At 58.6% G+C, this 16,238-nt stretch carries 15 protein-coding genes; 9 read left to right on the plus strand and 6 right to left on the minus strand.

The annotated features are described in order from the left end of the window. The first annotated feature begins 1 nt into the window (after window position 1). The 5 genes from GVK95_RS09630 (at window position 2) to GVK95_RS09650 (ending at window position 6,317) form a co-directional block, all read left to right on the plus strand. Window positions 2-730: an SDR family oxidoreductase gene (locus tag GVK95_RS09630; RefSeq protein ID WP_159948921.1), complete on the plus strand. Its 729-nt coding sequence runs from the start codon at window positions 2-4 to the stop codon at window positions 728-730. A gap of 63 nt (window positions 731-793) precedes the next feature. Beyond that, window positions 794-2,422, plus strand: a complete 1,629-nt coding sequence (locus GVK95_RS09635; protein ID WP_159948923.1) for an FGGY-family carbohydrate kinase — start codon at window positions 794-796, stop codon at window positions 2,420-2,422. A gap of 411 nt (window positions 2,423-2,833) precedes the next feature. Further along, on the plus strand, window positions 2,834-3,982 hold the full coding sequence (locus GVK95_RS09640; protein WP_159948925.1) for a mandelate racemase family protein: 1,149 nt from the start codon (window positions 2,834-2,836) through the stop codon (window positions 3,980-3,982). A 13-nt stretch (window positions 3,983-3,995) separates the two neighbouring features. Continuing rightward, on the plus strand, window positions 3,996-4,655 hold the full coding sequence (locus GVK95_RS09645; RefSeq protein WP_159948927.1) for an SGNH/GDSL hydrolase family protein: 660 nt from the start codon (window positions 3,996-3,998) through the stop codon (window positions 4,653-4,655). A 63-nt stretch (window positions 4,656-4,718) separates the two neighbouring features. Then, window positions 4,719-6,317 (plus strand): ABC transporter substrate-binding protein, encoded by a 1,599-nt coding sequence (locus tag GVK95_RS09650; protein ID WP_159948929.1) that lies wholly within the window; start codon window positions 4,719-4,721, stop codon window positions 6,315-6,317. A 201-nt stretch (window positions 6,318-6,518) separates the two neighbouring features. On the opposite strand, the gene GVK95_RS09655 is transcribed toward GVK95_RS09650, so the two are convergent. The 6 genes from GVK95_RS09655 to GVK95_RS09680 form a co-directional block, all read right to left on the minus strand. Beyond that, window positions 6,519-7,280 (minus strand): ABC transporter ATP-binding protein, encoded by a 762-nt coding sequence (locus GVK95_RS09655; RefSeq protein ID WP_159948931.1) that lies wholly within the window; start codon window positions 7,278-7,280, stop codon window positions 6,519-6,521. Further along, window positions 7,277-8,116 (minus strand): ABC transporter ATP-binding protein, encoded by an 840-nt coding sequence (locus tag GVK95_RS09660; RefSeq protein ID WP_159948933.1) that lies wholly within the window; start codon window positions 8,114-8,116, stop codon window positions 7,277-7,279. The genes GVK95_RS09655 and GVK95_RS09660 overlap by 4 nt, the downstream gene beginning before the upstream one ends. A 4-nt stretch (window positions 8,117-8,120) precedes the next feature. Beyond that, window positions 8,121-9,011, minus strand: a complete 891-nt coding sequence (locus GVK95_RS09665; protein WP_159948934.1) for an ABC transporter permease — start codon at window positions 9,009-9,011, stop codon at window positions 8,121-8,123. Next, entirely contained in the window at window positions 9,008-10,027 is a 1,020-nt protein-coding gene (locus GVK95_RS09670; RefSeq protein WP_159948935.1) for an ABC transporter permease, read from the minus strand. The genes GVK95_RS09665 and GVK95_RS09670 overlap by 4 nt, the downstream gene beginning before the upstream one ends. A gap of 451 nt (window positions 10,028-10,478) precedes the next feature. Beyond that, window positions 10,479-11,231 (minus strand): FadR/GntR family transcriptional regulator, encoded by a 753-nt coding sequence (locus GVK95_RS09675; protein ID WP_159948936.1) that lies wholly within the window; start codon window positions 11,229-11,231, stop codon window positions 10,479-10,481. Between the two features lie 183 nt (window positions 11,232-11,414). Then, window positions 11,415-12,437, minus strand: a complete 1,023-nt coding sequence (locus tag GVK95_RS09680) for a LacI family DNA-binding transcriptional regulator (protein ID WP_159949507.1) — start codon at window positions 12,435-12,437, stop codon at window positions 11,415-11,417. A gap of 299 nt (window positions 12,438-12,736) precedes the next feature. Between GVK95_RS09680 and GVK95_RS09685 the strand changes: the two genes are divergently transcribed. From GVK95_RS09685 to GVK95_RS09700, 4 genes are all read left to right on the plus strand, one after another. Further along, a complete protein-coding gene (locus tag GVK95_RS09685) occupies window positions 12,737-14,071 on the plus strand; it encodes an extracellular solute-binding protein (protein WP_159948937.1) in 1,335 nt (444 codons plus the stop codon). 94 nt (window positions 14,072-14,165) lie between these two features. Beyond that, complete coding sequence (locus tag GVK95_RS09690; RefSeq protein WP_159948938.1) at window positions 14,166-15,113, plus strand: sugar ABC transporter permease; 948 nt, start codon at window positions 14,166-14,168, stop codon at window positions 15,111-15,113. Then, window positions 15,110-16,051: a carbohydrate ABC transporter permease gene (locus GVK95_RS09695; protein WP_159948939.1), complete on the plus strand. Its 942-nt coding sequence runs from the start codon at window positions 15,110-15,112 to the stop codon at window positions 16,049-16,051. Before GVK95_RS09690 ends, GVK95_RS09695 begins: the two co-directional genes overlap by 4 nt. After that, window positions 16,048-16,236 carry a hypothetical protein gene (locus tag GVK95_RS09700; protein WP_159948940.1) on the plus strand — a complete coding sequence of 63 codons (189 nt, stop codon included), beginning with the start codon at window positions 16,048-16,050 and terminating at the stop codon, window positions 16,234-16,236. Before GVK95_RS09695 ends, GVK95_RS09700 begins: the two co-directional genes overlap by 4 nt. The last annotated feature ends 2 nt before the right edge of the window (window positions 16,237-16,238 follow it).

The following is a 16,238-nucleotide window of genomic DNA, read 5'->3' on the forward strand; positions in this document are numbered from 1 at the left end:
CATGTCTGAACTGATGAAGGGCAAGGTCGCCGCAATCACCGGCGCCGCCTCTGGCATTGGGCTCGAGTGCGCTCGCACCCTGCTTGCAGAGGGGGCCACCGTGGTCCTGATCGATCGCGCCAGGGACAAGCTTGAGACCTTGTGCAAGGAACTTGGTGATCGCGCCAAACCGTTGGTGGTTGATCTTTTGGACGGACAGGAACTGTCCGCCATCCTGCCACGCATCCTGGAACTGGCCGGTCGCCTCGACATATTCCATGCCAATGCCGGTGGCTATATCGGTGGGCCTATCGCCGAAGGCGATCCAGATGCGTGGGACCGCATGCTGAACCTCAACATCAATGCCGCCTTCCGCTCCGTCCACGCAGTTTTGCCGCATATGATTGCGCAGAAGTCGGGCGATATCCTGTTCACCAGTTCGATTGCCGGCGTCGTTCCGGTCGTCTGGGAGCCGATTTACACGGCGTCGAAATTCGCCGTTCAGGCCTTTGTCCATTCGACCCGCCGTCAGGTCGCGCAGCATGGTGTTCGCGTTGGCGCCGTCCTGCCTGGCCCCGTGGTCACCGCTCTGCTTGACGACTGGCCAAAGGCGAAGATGGAAGAGGCGCTGGCCAATGGCAGCTTGATGCAGCCGAAAGAAGTGGCCGATGCCGTACTGTTCATGCTGTCGCGACCGAGGAATGTCACCATTCGCGACCTTGTGATCCTGCCCAACAGCGTCGATTTGTGATCGGCGCCAGCCTCAATTGACCTGATAGTCCCAGATCAGCAAAGATCAGCAAGAGCCAGTACCATGACCGATGCAATAGACACGAAACCCGCCCGTTACCTCATCGGGGTCGATGTCGGAACGGGAAGTGCCCGCGCCGGGATTTTCGATCTTGAGGGCAGGATGCTGGCGGCTGCCAAGCGCGATATAACACTGTTTCGCGGCGCTGGTTCTTTCGTCGAGCAGTCGAGCAGTGAGATCTGGAGGGCTGTCTGCGCCGTCATACGGGAGGCAGTTATCACCGCCGGTGTCGAACCGGGTGCGGTCATCGGTCTAGGGTTTGACGCGACGTGCTCGCTGGTCGTTCTGGGTGAGGGCGGACATCCTTTGGCAGTGGGCCCATCGGAGGATCAGAACCGCGACATCATCGTCTGGATGGACCACCGCGCCGTCGAACAGGCGGAGCGCATCAACGAGTTGGGTCATGATGTCCTGCGTTATGTCGGGGGGCGGATTTCTCCAGAAATGGAAACGCCGAAAATCCTGTGGCTGAAGGAAAACCGGCCGCAGACCTTTGATGACGCTTGGCAGTTCTTTGACCTTGCCGACTTCCTGACCTGGAAGGCCACGGGTGATCTCGCGCGCTCGACCTGCACGGTCACCTGCAAATGGACCTATCTCGCGCATGAGCAAAGGTGGGATCCCAGCTATTTCGAAAAGATCGGCCTCGGTGTGCTGGCGGGCGAAGGTTTTGCCCGCATCGGGACGAATATCGTCGAACCGGGCACTGCCCTCGGAACGGGGTTGACGGTTGAGGCCGCAGAGGCGATGGGCCTGGCGGCCGGGACCGCTGTTGCAGCTGGCATGATCGATGCCCATGCCGGTGGAATAGGCACGGTTGGGATTGGTGGCCGGCCCGAAGACAATCTTGCCTATGTCTTTGGCACGTCTTCCTGCACGATGACCTCAACATCGCAACCCGTCTTCGTTCCTGGTGTCTGGGGGCCATACTATTCCTCCATGGTACCGGGTATGTGGCTGAATGAGGGGGGGCAGAGTGCCGCCGGCGCGGCGATCGATCAATTGCTGTCGTTTCATCCGGCCGCAGGCGATGCCCACGCCAATGCTGCTGAACTGCACCTGCCGCTGCCGGTTATGATAGCTGATGCTGCGGCAAGTAAGCTAGACAACCTTTCCGAAGCCGTGCGTCTCGCCACCGGCCTGCATGTTGTACCGGAATTTCTCGGTAACCGCGCACCGTTTGCTGATCCGCAAGCTCGCGCGCTGATCTCGGGCCTTGGTATGGAGCGCGATTTCGATAGTCTCGTTGCACTCTATGTCGCCGGCCTTTGTGGCATTGGCTACGGCCTGCGCCAGATCATCGAGACCCAGGACAAGGCAGGCGCGCATGTCGAGCGTGTTGTAATCAGCGGCGGTGCGGGTCAGCATGATCTGGTGCGTCAGATCCTTGCCGACGCCTGCGGCAAGCCGGTGGTCGCCACGCAGTCCCAGGAGCCGGTCCTGCTTGGCTCGGCGATCCTTGGCGCGGTCGCCAGCGCTGCGTTCCATGACGCGCGAACAGCCATGGGAAGCCTCTGCAGCGTGGCGGATGTCTACGAGCCCGTCGGTGGGGAATTGGCCGAGATTCATGCCCAGCGCTACTCTGCCTTCATTGGGCTCCAGGACCTCGCACGGTCTATCAGATTGTTCTGATCTCCAGTTTCAACGTTAGCGCAAGTTCAACTTGAGCCGGGTCGTCCGCCGGTTCCGGGTGAGCTTCACGTGTCAACAGATTTGCAAGATGCTGTTGACACATCGGCGGGCGACGCTGGTGCATGCATGTCGCCGACTGGGCACTGTTTGGCATCCGTTCTGTTAAAAGATAGCAATCAATAGATTTCGCGTTGTTTGGCTTGCTGCCTGTGGCCGGCGGTGGCTTATCTGCGCAGTCTGCTCGGCGCACTGGCACTGGCTTTGATCCACTTGGCTTGCTGCCTCAGGATAAAATCTCCCTCCCATCTCTTGCTGCAGTCATCGCCGCGCTGGGTGAGCGCTCAGCATGTTGACATTTATTGAGTAAGATGTATTACAAGAATAATACAAGATTGGAATTCGGGAGGGAATATGCTGATCACTGATGTTGAGGTCTGTGTTTTCCGTACGACGACGCGGCGGCATTCGGACAGTGCAGGTCATGCGCATCCCGGTGCGCCTCATCAGGTCGAGCAGGCCATGCTGAGCATTCGCACAGAAGATGGCCATGAAGGCCATTCGTTCACGGCTCCGGAAATCGTTCGTCCCCATCTGATCGAGAAATTTGTCAAGAAGGTGCTGATCGGCCAAGACTATCGTGATCGCGAGCGCCTCTGGCAGGACCTGGCTCATTGGCAGCGCGGCTCAGCTGCGCAATTGACCGATCGGACACTGGCGGTGGTCGATTGCGCATTGTGGGACTTGGCCGGACGTGCGTCCAATACGCCTGTTCACAAGTTGATCGGCGCCTATCGCGACAAGGTCCTCGCCTATGGTTCGATCATGTGTGGTGACGAACTGGACGGTGGCTTGGCAACACCGGAAGACTATGGGCGGTTTGGCGAGACGCTGGTCAAGCGCGGCTACAAGGGTATCAAGCTGCATACCTGGATGCCGCCGGTCAGTTGGGCGCCGGATGTGAAGATGGATCTGAAAGCCTGTGCCGCAGTCCGTGAAGCCGTCGGTCCCGACATTCACCTGATGATCGATGCCTTCCACTGGTATAGCCGCAGCGACGCGCTTGCGCTCGGCCGTGGTCTGGAGAAGCTCGGCTTTGACTGGATCGAGGAGCCGATGGACGAGCAGTCGATGTCTTCCTACAAGTGGCTGGCTGACAATCTCGACATTCCCGTTGTCGGTCCGGAAAGTGCTGCAGGAAAGCACTGGCATCGTGCCGAATGGGTCAAACAGGGGGCTTGTGACATTCTCAGGACCGGCGTCAACGATGTCGGCGGCATCACCCCGGCGCTGAAAACCATGCGCATGGCCGAATGTTTCGGCATGGACTGCGAAGTGCATGGCAATACCGCGATGAACCTGCATGTGGTGGCGGCGTCGAAAAATTGCCGCTGGTATGAGCGCGGTCTGCTGCACCCTTTCCTCGAGTATGATGACGGACATGACTATCTGAAACAGCTTTCGGATCCGATGGATCAGGACGGATATGTGCATGTGCCGGATCGTCCCGGTCTTGGCGAAGATATTGACTTTGCTTTCATCGACAATAACCGGTTTCGCTAGGTGAGGGTCGGTCATGAAAACCGTTCTGGCATTCGGTGACAGCCTGACATGGGGCGCGGATCCTGAGACGGGGCTCAGGCATCCGGTGAAGTTCCGCTGGCCGGAACGGCTTGAATACCTGCTTGAAGGTCGTGCGCGTGTTCTCGCTGAAGGTTTGGGTGGGCGCACCACATGTTATGATGACCACACAGGCCCGAGTTGCCGCAATGGTGCCAAGGCACTTGAAGTCGCCCTTGCGAGCCATATGCCACTCGATCTTGTGATCATCATGCTGGGCACCAATGACCTCAAGCCGGCTCATGGCGGGCGGGCGCAAGTGGCGGTCTCAGGCATGCGCCGCCTGGTTCAGATCGTGACGGCTTTTCCCTACAAGCCGCAATCTGCGCGACCTTCGATACTGATCGCTGCGCCGCCGGCATGTTGCGCCGGGCCAGACGGCGTGCCGGCCGCAGGCCGCAGCATTGCGGAATCGCTACGGCTTGCACCGCTCTATCAAAAACTTGCCCTGGAGCTGGGGCATTCATTCTTCGATGCGGGTGCGGTGGCCAAAGCCTCGCCGATCGATGGCGTGCATCTCGATCGCGAGATGACCGCTGCAATCGGCACGGCGCTTGCCGAGCCAGTTTCGGAGCTTCTTTCGGGTGGTCGCTTCAGACTTGAGGAGAAAGTCTGAAGCGGTATGCAGTCAAACGGAGAGCCGCACACCGTAATGTCGCGGCATGATATGGGAGGAATGATGAGGCATTTTCTAGCAACGGTGGCGCTTGGCGCTCTAATGATCGGTGCAACACCGCTCACCAGCCTGGCGGAGACGCCCGACAACCAGCTCGTTGTTGCCACAACGATGAGCAACATCCTGACCCTTGACCCCGCTGCCATCACTGGTCGCGAAACCGTTCAGGTTCTGAACAACATCTACGACACACTGGTGCAGCTTTCGCCCACGGATCGCAGCATTCAGCCACGTCTGGCCGAGAAATGGGAAGTGGCGGCCGATCGTATGTCGATCCGCTTCCATCTACGCAAGGACGCGAAATTCGCATCGGGCAATCCTGTTACGGCTGAGGATGTCGTCTGGAGCCTGAAGCGCTTGCTGACACGCAATCTTGCACAGTCTTCGCTGTTGAAGACCCGCGGCTTTTCTGCCGACAAGGCGGATGCGTTGTTTGTTGCCGAGGATGCCAACACGTTCGTCCTCAATCTTCCACAGGCCGATGACCCTTCACTCGTCCTGATGGTCCTGGCGCAGAATGGTCCGGGGTCGATCCTCGACAGCAAGACAGTTCTCGAGAATGAGAAGGATGGCGATCTGGGTGCCGGTTGGCTGACGCTGAATTCGGCAGGTTCCGGTCCATACGCGCTAACCCAATGGGCCTCGAACGAATACATCATCCTGACCCGCAACGATGGATATTGGGGTGAAGCGCCGGCGATGGCCCGCGTGCTGATGCGGCACCTGCCGGAATCGCAGTCGCAGCGCCTGATGCTCGAGCAGGGGGATATCGATGTTGCCTATTCGCTGCTTGCACCCGACCTGACGGCATTGGAAGCAAACGACAAGGTCCAGATCGAATCCACACCGGGTTCGGGGTTCTACTATCTCGGCGTTTCGATGAAGGACGAGCGCTTTGCCAAGCCAAAAGTCCGCGAGGCGCTGCGCTATCTCATCGACTATGACGGTCTCGACAAGGCTGTAATGCCTTATTATGGAAAGCTGCGCCAGCGCCAGATCTCGACCGGAGTGATGGGTTCTCTGCCTGATCCGGGCTACAAGCTGGATGTCGCAAAGGCAAAGGCTCTGCTGGCCGAAGCCGGTTATCCCGACGGTTTCAAGACGACGCTGCGGGTGCTGTCGGAGGAGCCCTTCATGAAGGCGGCGACCGCAATCCAGAACACGCTGGCCCAGGCTGGTATCGAGGCTGAACTGATCACCGGGTCCGGTGACCAGATCTACGGTGCGATGCGTGAGCGAAAGTTCGAACTTCTCGTCGGCCGCGGCGGCGGCGGGCAGCAGCCGCATCCGGACAACAATCTGCGCGCCCTTGCGTACAATCCGGACAATTCGGACGAGGCAAAGCTGACCAATTATCAAGGCTGGCGCACAAGCTTCTTCGACGAGAAGCTCAACACGATGATCCAGGCCGCCCTTGTCGAGCAGGATGCGGCCAAGCAGACCAAGCTTTATGAGGAAATCCAGACCTATATGGAGGCGATCGTCATGTCGATCCAGCCCTTCTCAGAGGTGGTGGATACGGCAGCCTCCCAGGCGGATGTCAAAGGCATGACTGTCAATCCATGGCTGTCGCGCTTCGAGAGTGTCACCAAGGATCGGTAAAATACAAGAATAACCTCCCAAGCTAGCGGGCGTGTCTGATGGACACGCCCGTTTTGCTATTCCGGTACAAGCTAGAACCCGTGAGAATTCATAGGGATATGACGCTGCCATTAGCAGGACTTGTAAACGAAAAAGCGCCGCGGTCTGTTACGACACGCGGCGCTCGGCTGGACCCGGAGGAGGAAGGTTAAAGTCCAGCGTTCAGTGATGCCCTTCATATTCAAGCGAGGCGCCGATCAGTTCCCTGGCATAGGGATGGGTCGCTTGATTACCGGCAATGGCGGTGCGGGGCAGGATTTCGGTGATTTCGCCATTCAGCATCACCGCGAACCGATCACACATATGATCGACGACGGCGAGGTCGTGAGTGACCATGATATAGGTGAAGCCGCGTTCGGCCTGAAGCCTGGACAGGAGATTGAGAATCTCGGCCTGAACCGAGACGTCAAGCGCCGAGGTTGGTTCATCGAGCAGCAATACGGAAGGTTCAAGGATCAGGGCTCTTGCAATCGCAACCCGCTGTCTCTGGCCACCGGAAAGCTGATGCGGGTAGCGGTCGAGGAAGTCGATCGGTAGGCCGACATCGGTGAGGGCGGCCCGCATGCGGTCCTCGCGATCGCCGAGGCGGTGAATGCGCAAGGGCTCTGACAGAACCGTGCGCACCGATTGCCTCGGATGCAGCGAACCATAGGGATCCTGGAACACCATCTGCAGGGTTCTGCAGCGGTTGATGACCTCCATATTGCGCACGGAATGACCGGCAATCCGGATCTCGCCCTTCCAGAAGTCTGTCAGCATGGCGATGCAGCGCAAGACGGTCGACTTGCCGGAGCCGCTCTCTCCGACCAGTCCGAAACAGGTGCCCGGTTCAACGGAAAACGACAGGCCTGGCAGGACTTTTGCAGCTGAGGGGCCGCTACCAAAAATGATCGAGAGGTCCTTGATTTCGATCGATACGGTCATGCTCTCTCCTCTTCGATCCATTCCGGACGACGCTCGAGAACGGCAAGCGGTGCGCGCGATCCGCCGATGCGTGGCTGGGCTGCCAGAAGTCCGCGAGTATAGGGATGCTGTGCCTTGTCCAGGTCTGCAGCGGCGAGCGTCTCGACGACGCGTCCGGCGTACATGATCAGGACGCGGTCGCAGAAGTTGCGAACCAGGTTGAGGTCATGGCTGATCATGATTAGGCCGATACCCCGGTCGCGCACCAGCGCGTCAAGGATGTTGAGAACCTGCAGTCGCACGGTCACATCCAGCGCCGACGTCGGCTCATCGGCAATGACAAGGCTGGGATCCGCCAGAAGCATCATCGCGATCATCACGCGCTGTCCCATGCCGCCGGAAATCTCGTGCGGGTAGAGATCGAACACACGCTCGGGATCGCGGATTTTCACCGAGGCCAACATGTCGATCGCCTTTGCGCGCGCATCCGCCTTGCTGCAGCGGAAGTGGCGCAGATAGGTTTCGGCGACCTGGTGTCCGACCCGCTGGATCGGATTGAGCGAGAATTTCGGATCTTGAAGGATCATCGACATGCGACGACCGCGCACTTTCAGCATCTGCCTTTCCGAAAGGGCAAGCAGTTCCAGATCGTCGAAGCGCAGTGTGTCGGCTGTGACTTCTGCCGAGGGCAGCAGTCTGAGCAGGGCGCGTCCGACCGTGGATTTTCCCGAACCGCTTTCTCCGACGATGCCAAGCCGCTCGCGACCGAGCGTAAACGAAACATCGCGGACCGCATCGGTCGATGCGCTTGCATAACGGATGCGCAGGTTCTTCACCTCGAGCATGGGGCGATCCATCGGCCTATCTCCGGTTCATCTGTTTTGGATCCAGCGCGTCGCGCAGGCCATCACCCAGAAGGTTGAAGGCAAGGCTTACCGAAAGGATCGCGAGGCCGGGATAGGTGACGAGCCACCAACTGTCGATCATGTAGCGCCTGCCGGTGGCAATCATCGCGCCCCATTCCGGCATGGGCGGCTGGGCCCCAAGGCCAAGAAAGCCAAGACCGGCCGCGGTCAGGATCACGGTCGCCATGTTAAGGGTGAGACGGATCAGAACCGATGGCAGACACATCGGCACGATTGATTTGATGATGATGCGCAACGACGACGCCCCCTGCAGGCGCGCAGCCGCGATATAGTCGGCCTTGCGGAATGTCAGCGTCTCGGCACGCGCCAGGCGGGCGATCGGTGGCCAGGATGTCAGCGCGATGGCGATGATCGCATTGTTGAGGCTCGGTCCGAGCGCTGCAACAAATGCAAGTGACAGGATGAGGCTCGGAAAGGAGAGGAATATGTCGGTGATACGCATCATCACCGTATCCAGCCGGCCGCCAAAATAGCCCGCCGTCGTGCCCACCAGAAGGCCGATTGGACCAACAACGATCGACACCAGGAAAATGATCGTCAGCGTGATGCGCGAACCCCAGACGAGACGGCTGAAGATATCGCGGCCGAGTTCGTCCGTCCCAAACAGATGCCCGGCACCCGGCGCCTGCAATGTGATGTTGAGATCCTGTACATAGGGATCATGTGTTGCCACAAGGGGTGCAAAAATCGCGGTAACGATCAATATCGACAGTACGACAAGGCCAAAGGCAGATGTTGGGCTTCGCATCAGGAAGGTCAGGATATTGCCAAGTGCAATGATGGGCTCCGGAAGGCGTCGCGGCGCGTGATTGGTGGGTTGGGTCATCGTGTCCTCGGGTCAAACAGCTTGTAGAGGAGATCGGAGAGCAGATTGAGCCCGATGAAAATCACCCCAACGATCAGGACGCAGGTCATCACCGCGTTCATGTCGCCAATGATCAGATTGCTGGTCAGATATTGGCCAAAGCCCGGCCAGGCAAAGACGGTTTCGATCAGCACGGCACCTTCCAACAGGGAGCCATAGGCCAGCGCGACGATCGTCACGAGCTGGACGCGTATGTTGCCAAAAGCATGCCGCCATATAGTCTGATTGCGCGACAGGCCCTTGACGCGTGCTGTTGTCACATATTCCTGGCCGAGTTGGTCGAGCATGAAGCTGCGGGTCATTCTGGTGATGTAGGCCGACGACGAATAGCCGAGAAGGGACGCGGGCAGGATCAGATGATTGATTGCCGAATAGAAGACATCCATGTCGCCGGCCAGAAGACTGTCGATCAACAGGAAGCCGGTCCGGTCGGGTATCATGCCGATGTAGAACTGGCTCATGCGACCGCTTCCGCCAACCCAGCCGAGATGGGCGTAAAATACAATCAGCGCAATCATGCCGGTCCAGAAAATGGGCATGGAATGGCCGAACAGGCTGAACACGCGCACAAGATGATCGGGCCAGCGATCCTTGTTGACCGCCGCAATGACGCCCATCGTCACGCCTAGGCTTGCGCCGATCAGGATGGCGAATGTTGCAAGTTCGATTGTTGCCGGCATGACATGAAGGATGTCATCGATGACGGGTTTTCCGGTGCGGATCGATGTGCCGAAATTGCCCGTCAGCACGTCGCCCAGGTAGAGCAGGAACTGTTCCCAGATGGGCCTGTCGAGACCAAGTGCGAGAAAGACCTGGTCATAGGTTTCGCGCGTGGCATCCTCGCCGACAATCGCGCGCACCGGATCGGCCGGCATGAGGCGACCGATGAAAAAGGTCAGAACCAGTAGCCCGAGCAGCGTTACGGCAATCGTGCCGATCTGGCTCACGGCACCGTAGAACGACGGGCGTCTTATCATAAATCCTCCGCATGTCTCCGCCGCCTGATCGGGCGGCAATTACAGGCTCCCCATCCTGTACGACAACTATATAACAAGTTGCCGCAATCTTGTGAGCATGTCAAGGCCGTGTATGGCCGACCAGGTCGCCGTGCCGCAGGATGACAGGGTCTTTCATCTGGTGGGGGCTAGATACAAGGCCAGCTGTGTTCGCAAATTCCTGGGAAAATATGTGTAGCGCGCAAGTAAGGCCGACGCTGTGGCGCGATGTATGCCCTCATGCCGGCACGCTTTTCGGCCGTCTTCAGAGCTGGCCCGGAATGGCCGTATATGATCTTTTTTGGCTTGGCGTCCCGTTCAATTTCATCCGGCGGGGAAGTTTGGGCCGAATGTCTGCGCATTTCCCAGTCGGGCCCTGTGGGTGGCAGGTGCATGAAGGTCGGGTGTAAGTTGTCGGACTTGTTCCTGCGGCTCAGCCCGCCAGTTGCGGCGTTTCATCGCTTCGCTTGGTGCGCAGCAGGGCCTTGTAGCGTTCGAGGCTGCCGCGAAGATGGGTGCGCATATGCACGCGGGCGGATTCCGCGTCGCCTTCGATGATGGCATCGACGATCCGCCCATGTTCCTCCTGCAAATTGAGATTGTAGTCCTTTGGACGGGCGCCAGGCTCTGCTCCTTGCAATTCCCCGCGGGGAATGATGCCTGTCCGGATCAGTTGGAGAAACTCGACAAAGCGGCGGTTCTGCGTGGCTTCGGCAATCGCCAGATGCAGGGCGAAGTCCGCGTCGCGTGTCGGGGCGCCGTGTATCAGGCACTCTCGGATATGGTTGTGTGCCTCGAGTATTGCCTCGATCTGAGTTGCGGATCGCCTTGATGCGGCAAGGGCCGCCGATTCCACTTCGAACACGGTCCTGATTTCGAGGAGTTCGATCACCGAGGAGACCCGGTCTGGATCGAGGTTGTGGAAGGGCTGCGCTTTTGCGTTGACTTCAAGCGCGAAGACGCCGGCCCCTTTGCGCGCCTCAACGAGGCCGCCTGCGCGCAATATGGCGATGGCCTCGCGAACCACGGCCCGACTGACGGAGTATTCGCGAGTGAGTTCGTTTTCGCTCGGCAGGCGCGAACCGGGCGCAAACTTTCCAGCCTCAATGTCGCGACGCAGATCCGTGCTGATCCTGGAGACGAGCGACTCGCCCCGTCTTTCGGTTCTGGCGGTTTCGTTGGTCATGTCTCGGTCTCCCGCAGAATCTGTCAGGCAGCTTTGATCAGGTTCAATGCCAATCCTATGCCAGCAGTATAGTTAACTGGCAAGGCCCCAGTTGTCGTTCGGGCCGATCGGGCGGTCGTCGCGCGGCTTCGATGATCGGCGCGTGCCGTCGCCGGTCTTGGAGCTGATGCCTTTGTGCGAAACTCAGAGGTTTTCCTTCAGTAGTACTTCGATCCGGATCTTTTCCTGTGACGCCAATGGCGCGCGAAGATCGGTGCGTGCGCGCATGATCCTGAGGGCGCTCCTAACGGCATGTCCGGGATCCTGCGCGATAATCGTGTCGATCCGCTCATCCCTGAGTGCGGCTTCGGTGAACGGCGTGCGTTCATGCACAACAACCGTCAATGCGCGGATGTCGCTGCAGTGCTCTATCGCCCAGACGGGGATGCGAGCCTCCGCGCTCAGAATGTAGGCGGCTTTGATGTCGCGATTGTTTTCCAGGGTCCTTTGTATGATCGTCTGAGCACGGCGCTCATCGCCATAGGTTTCGAGTGACGGAAGACCTTTCAGGTGGCCGAACTGACGGTTGATGATGTTGTCGAAGCCGAGCCTGCGCTCGATGCTGTCCTGAGCCATCATGGTTTCGGCGATGACCATGATCTGCCCGGCCTCGTGCCCGAGGAAGCGTCCGATAATTTTTCCGGCCGTAGCGCCGGCGGCAAAGTTGTCGATGCCGACGAAGTCGGTATTGTCGAGCTTCTCCTGGCCGGAGAGAAACTGCACGACCTTGGTGCCGCGCTCAAGCAGTCTTGCCATCGCATCGCGTACCTGTGGTGATTCCGGCGCCATGATGGCGACGCCGTCGATGCGGCTGCTGTCGATCGATGACAGGTATTTGGCGACCTGATGCGGATCGTTGATCGGGATCTGCTCGACGTCGACGAGCGTGAGGTCGGATTTGACCGCTTCGCGTGCCTCATCCACCCGCTGGAGCAATTCCAGGAGGTATTGGTCACCCGACACGGGCAGCAGGAAGAGGAAGCGGTAGGTCTTGTTTCGGGCAAGGTTCACTGCCGCCGGATTTCGGATAAATCCAATCCGTTCAATCGCTTCGTTGACCTTTTGCGATGATGTCTTGCTGACGAAGGGTCGGTCATTGAGGACACGATCAACCGTCGCCAGGCTGACGCCGGCGGCTTCGGCAAGGTCTTTCGCTGTCGGCCGCATGCCGTCTCCTTTGAGTGTTCTCGTCAATGGTTCGATGGCTGCTTTTGCGACACATTTCGGCAAAAGGCAAGAAATTGAGGTGCGCACCTCAAAAATCTCTTGCATTGAGGTGCGCACCTCAACTATCACTGTCTCCAGCATCAAGCGGCTCGGTCGATGGGGATCGGCGGAGCGCATTGCTGTTGAGGCCAGGGAGGATGGCGGCCTGTCGCAATCTTGACTTCTGCGCCAAGGGGCTCCGCACGGGGCGTTTTCGTTTCCTGATGGAGGTCGGGAGGCACAAAGGGAGGTTTTCGATCATGAGGTCCAAACTACTGAAATCCGCTACTGCCGTCGGCGTGTTCGTCGGTCTCGGCGCAGTGACTGCGACATCGGCCAGGGCCGATGATCTGACTCTTTGCTGGGCGGCCTGGGATCCGGCCAATGCGCTGGTTGAGCTCAGCAAGGACTTCGAGGCCAAGTCCGGCCACACGATGAAGTTTGAATTCGTGCCATGGCCTAACTTTGCTGATCGCATGCTCAACGAGCTGAATTCCGGCGGCAAGCTCTGTGACCTGATGATCGGCGACAGTCAGTGGATCGGCGGTGCTGCGGAGAACGGCCAGTACATCAAGCTCAATGATTTCTTCGACAAGGAAGGTATCAAGATGAGCGATTTCATCCCGGCTACCGTGACGGGTTATTCCGAATGGCCAAAAAACACCCCGAATTATTGGGCGCTGCCGGCATTCGGTGACGTGGTAGGCTGGACCTATCGCAAGGACTGGTTTGCAAGGCCCGAGCTTCAGGGCGAATTCAAAAGCAAATATGGCCGCGAACTGGCCGTGCCCAAGACCTTTGCCGAATTGAAGGATATTGCCGAGTTCTTCCAAGGGAGGGATATCGACGGCACCAAGGTCTATGGAGCGGCAATCTATTCCGAGCGTGGCTCGGAGGGCATTACCATGGGGGCCATGGATGTGCTCTACAGCTACGGCTTCAGCTACGACAATCCCGACAAGCCCTATGAACTGGAAGGTTTCGTCAATTCGCCGGATGCTATCGCCGGCCTGGAATTCTACAAGGCGCTCTATGATTGCTGCACGCCGCCCGGCTCTTCGGATGCTTATATGTCCGAAAACATCGATGCCTATAAATCCGGACAGGTCGCACTTCAGATGAACTTCGCCTTCATCTGGCCGGGCATTCATGCAGACGCCAAGGTTGGCGGCGAGAAGTCGGGCTATTTCGCCAATCCTGCAGGCCCAGGCGGCAAGCAGCTTGCCCAGCTCGGTGGCCAGGGCATCTCCGTCGTTGCTGCGTCGGAAAAGCAGGCTGCGGCGCTCGAATACATCAAATGGTTCGCGCAGCCTGAGATCCAGGCCAAGTGGTGGAGCCTCGGCGGCTACTCGGCTCTGCGCGCGGTGGTCGAGGATCCAGGTTTTGCCACCAGCCAACCCTATGCGCAGACCTTCCTCGATTCCATGGCGATCGTGAAGGATTTCTGGGCCGAGCCCTCCTATGCGTCCCTGCTTCAGGCGTCGCAGAAGCGTTTCCATGACTATGTCGTGGCTGGGCAGGGCACGTCGAAGGAGGCGCTGGATGGCCTGGTGAAGGACTGGACCGACGTCTTCGAGGATGAAGGCAAGTACTGATCCGCCGCCGGTCCGCCTTAGCGGACGGCAACAGGCAGGGCCGGGACCAATCATCCGGTCCTGCCATTCATCCTACATATGTTGAGGGGGTGTCATGTCCGATACACCGATAGACCGGATTGCACAGGCGACGCCGCCGGCTGTGGCAAGGCGGATCACCGGCCTTTCCGACCGCTCCATTGCCTGGCTGTTCGTGGCGCCGTCGATTGTCCTTCTGCTTGCGGTCAATATTTTCCCGCTCATTTGGACGATCCGGCTGAGTTTCACCAATTTCCGCGTCAACCGCCCCAATGCCGAGATCGAGTTCATCGGATTGCAGAATTATCGACGCATCCTGACTGACCCCGATATCTGGCTGACAATGCAGGCCACTGCCCATTTCCTGATCTGGACGATCGTGCTCCAGGTCTTGTTGGGGTTTTCACTCGCCTATCTGATCAACAAGAAGTTTCGCGGCAACGATCTTTGGACGACGCTGATCGTCTTGCCGATGATGCTAAGCCCGGCCGTGGTCGGCAATTTCTGGACTTTCCTCTATCAGCCGCAGATCGGCCTTTTCAACTACGCCGTGAGCTTCTTTACCGGTGCGGATCCTTCCAGCTTCTCGATGATCGCCAATGTCAATCTGGCGCCCTGGGCCATTATCATTGTCGATACCTGGATGTGGACGCCTTTCGTCATGCTGATCTGTTTGGCGGGACTGCGCTCGATTCCAGACAGTATCTATGAAGCGGCGGAATGTGACCGCGCCAGCAAATGGCGCCAGTTCTGGACAATCACCATACCCATGGTGCTGCCGTTCCTGATGTTGGCGGTGCTGTTTCGCGGCATCGAGAATTTCAAGATGTTCGATCTCGTGGTGCAACTGACCGGCGGTGGCCCCGGCTCTGTGACGGAACTGACCTCGATCAACCTGAAGCGCGAAGCCTTCGAGAAGTGGCGGACAGGTTACGCCTCCGCCTATGCGGTCATTCTCTTCGTGACTGTGTTTGGTTTGGCGTCGATCTACGTCAAGGCCTTGAACAAGGTGAAACAGAGATGAGCAGCTATTCCGTTACAGAACCGTCGCTGCGCCAGAAATGGCTCGCCGGCACCCTGGTGATCTTGTATGCGGTGGTCACCATCCTGCCGCTGGTCTGGATCATCACCACCGGCTTCAAGTCGCCCTCCGACGCCATCGCCTATCCTCCCAAGATCGTTTTCGAACCGACGCTGGAAGGTTATGTGAACCTTTTCACCACCCGTACGCGCGTCTCCGAAGAAACGCTGCAGCAGTTGGGCGAGCCGAAGACCTGGTATGAGCGGATCGTTCGCAAGGATGGTCTGGTGATTGCCGGTCCGTCGCGCTTCGGCGAGCGGTTCACCAATTCGGTGATCATCGGCTTCGGTTCGACCGTGCTGTGCATCGTGCTTGGTACCGCTGCGGCCTATGCCTTCTCCCGTTTTCGGGTGCCGCTGAAGGATGATCTCCTGTTCTTCATCCTCTCGACCCGGATGATGCCGCCGATTGCGGTCGCAATCCCGATCTTTCTGATGTTCCGCTCGCTCGGCCTGAGCGACACTCATGCCGGCATGATCCTGCTCTATACTGCGGTCAACCTGTCGCTTTCGGTCTGGCTACTGAAGGGCTTTATCGACGAGATCCCGATCGAATACGAGGAGGCTGCGCTGATCGATGGCTACACGCGCTTCCAGGCGTTCTACAAGGTTGTGCTGCCGCAGGCGGCGACGGGCATCGCTTCGACCGCCATCTTCTGCCTGATCTTCGCCTGGAACGAATATGCTTTTGCGGTCCTGTTGACCTCCGGCACGGCGCAGACGGCACCGCCCTTCATTCCGACCATCATCGGCGTGGGCGGGCAGGACTGGCCGGCCGTTGCGGCCGGCGCCACACTATTCCTGGTTCCCGTGATGGTCTTCACCATCCTCCTGCGCAAGCATCTGCTTCGTGGCATCACTTTCGGAGCTGTCCGTAAATGACTGAATTTCTGAATGGATTACTGCATATGCGACGCAGCGCCTGGGAGCTTGTCGCTTCCGTCCTGATCGCTTTAGGCGTCTTCATGCTCATGCAGCCCTTCGCTCTCTGGATGTTCTCATATTCCTTTGTTGTCACCCTGGTCGGCACGGTGATGTTCATCATCGTCAGCCATTTTCCGGAGTGAAG

It is taken from the genome of Rhizobium sp. 18065 (assembly GCF_902706095.1).
In the GTDB taxonomy this organism is placed as follows: Bacteria; Pseudomonadota; Alphaproteobacteria; order Rhizobiales; family Rhizobiaceae; genus Allorhizobium.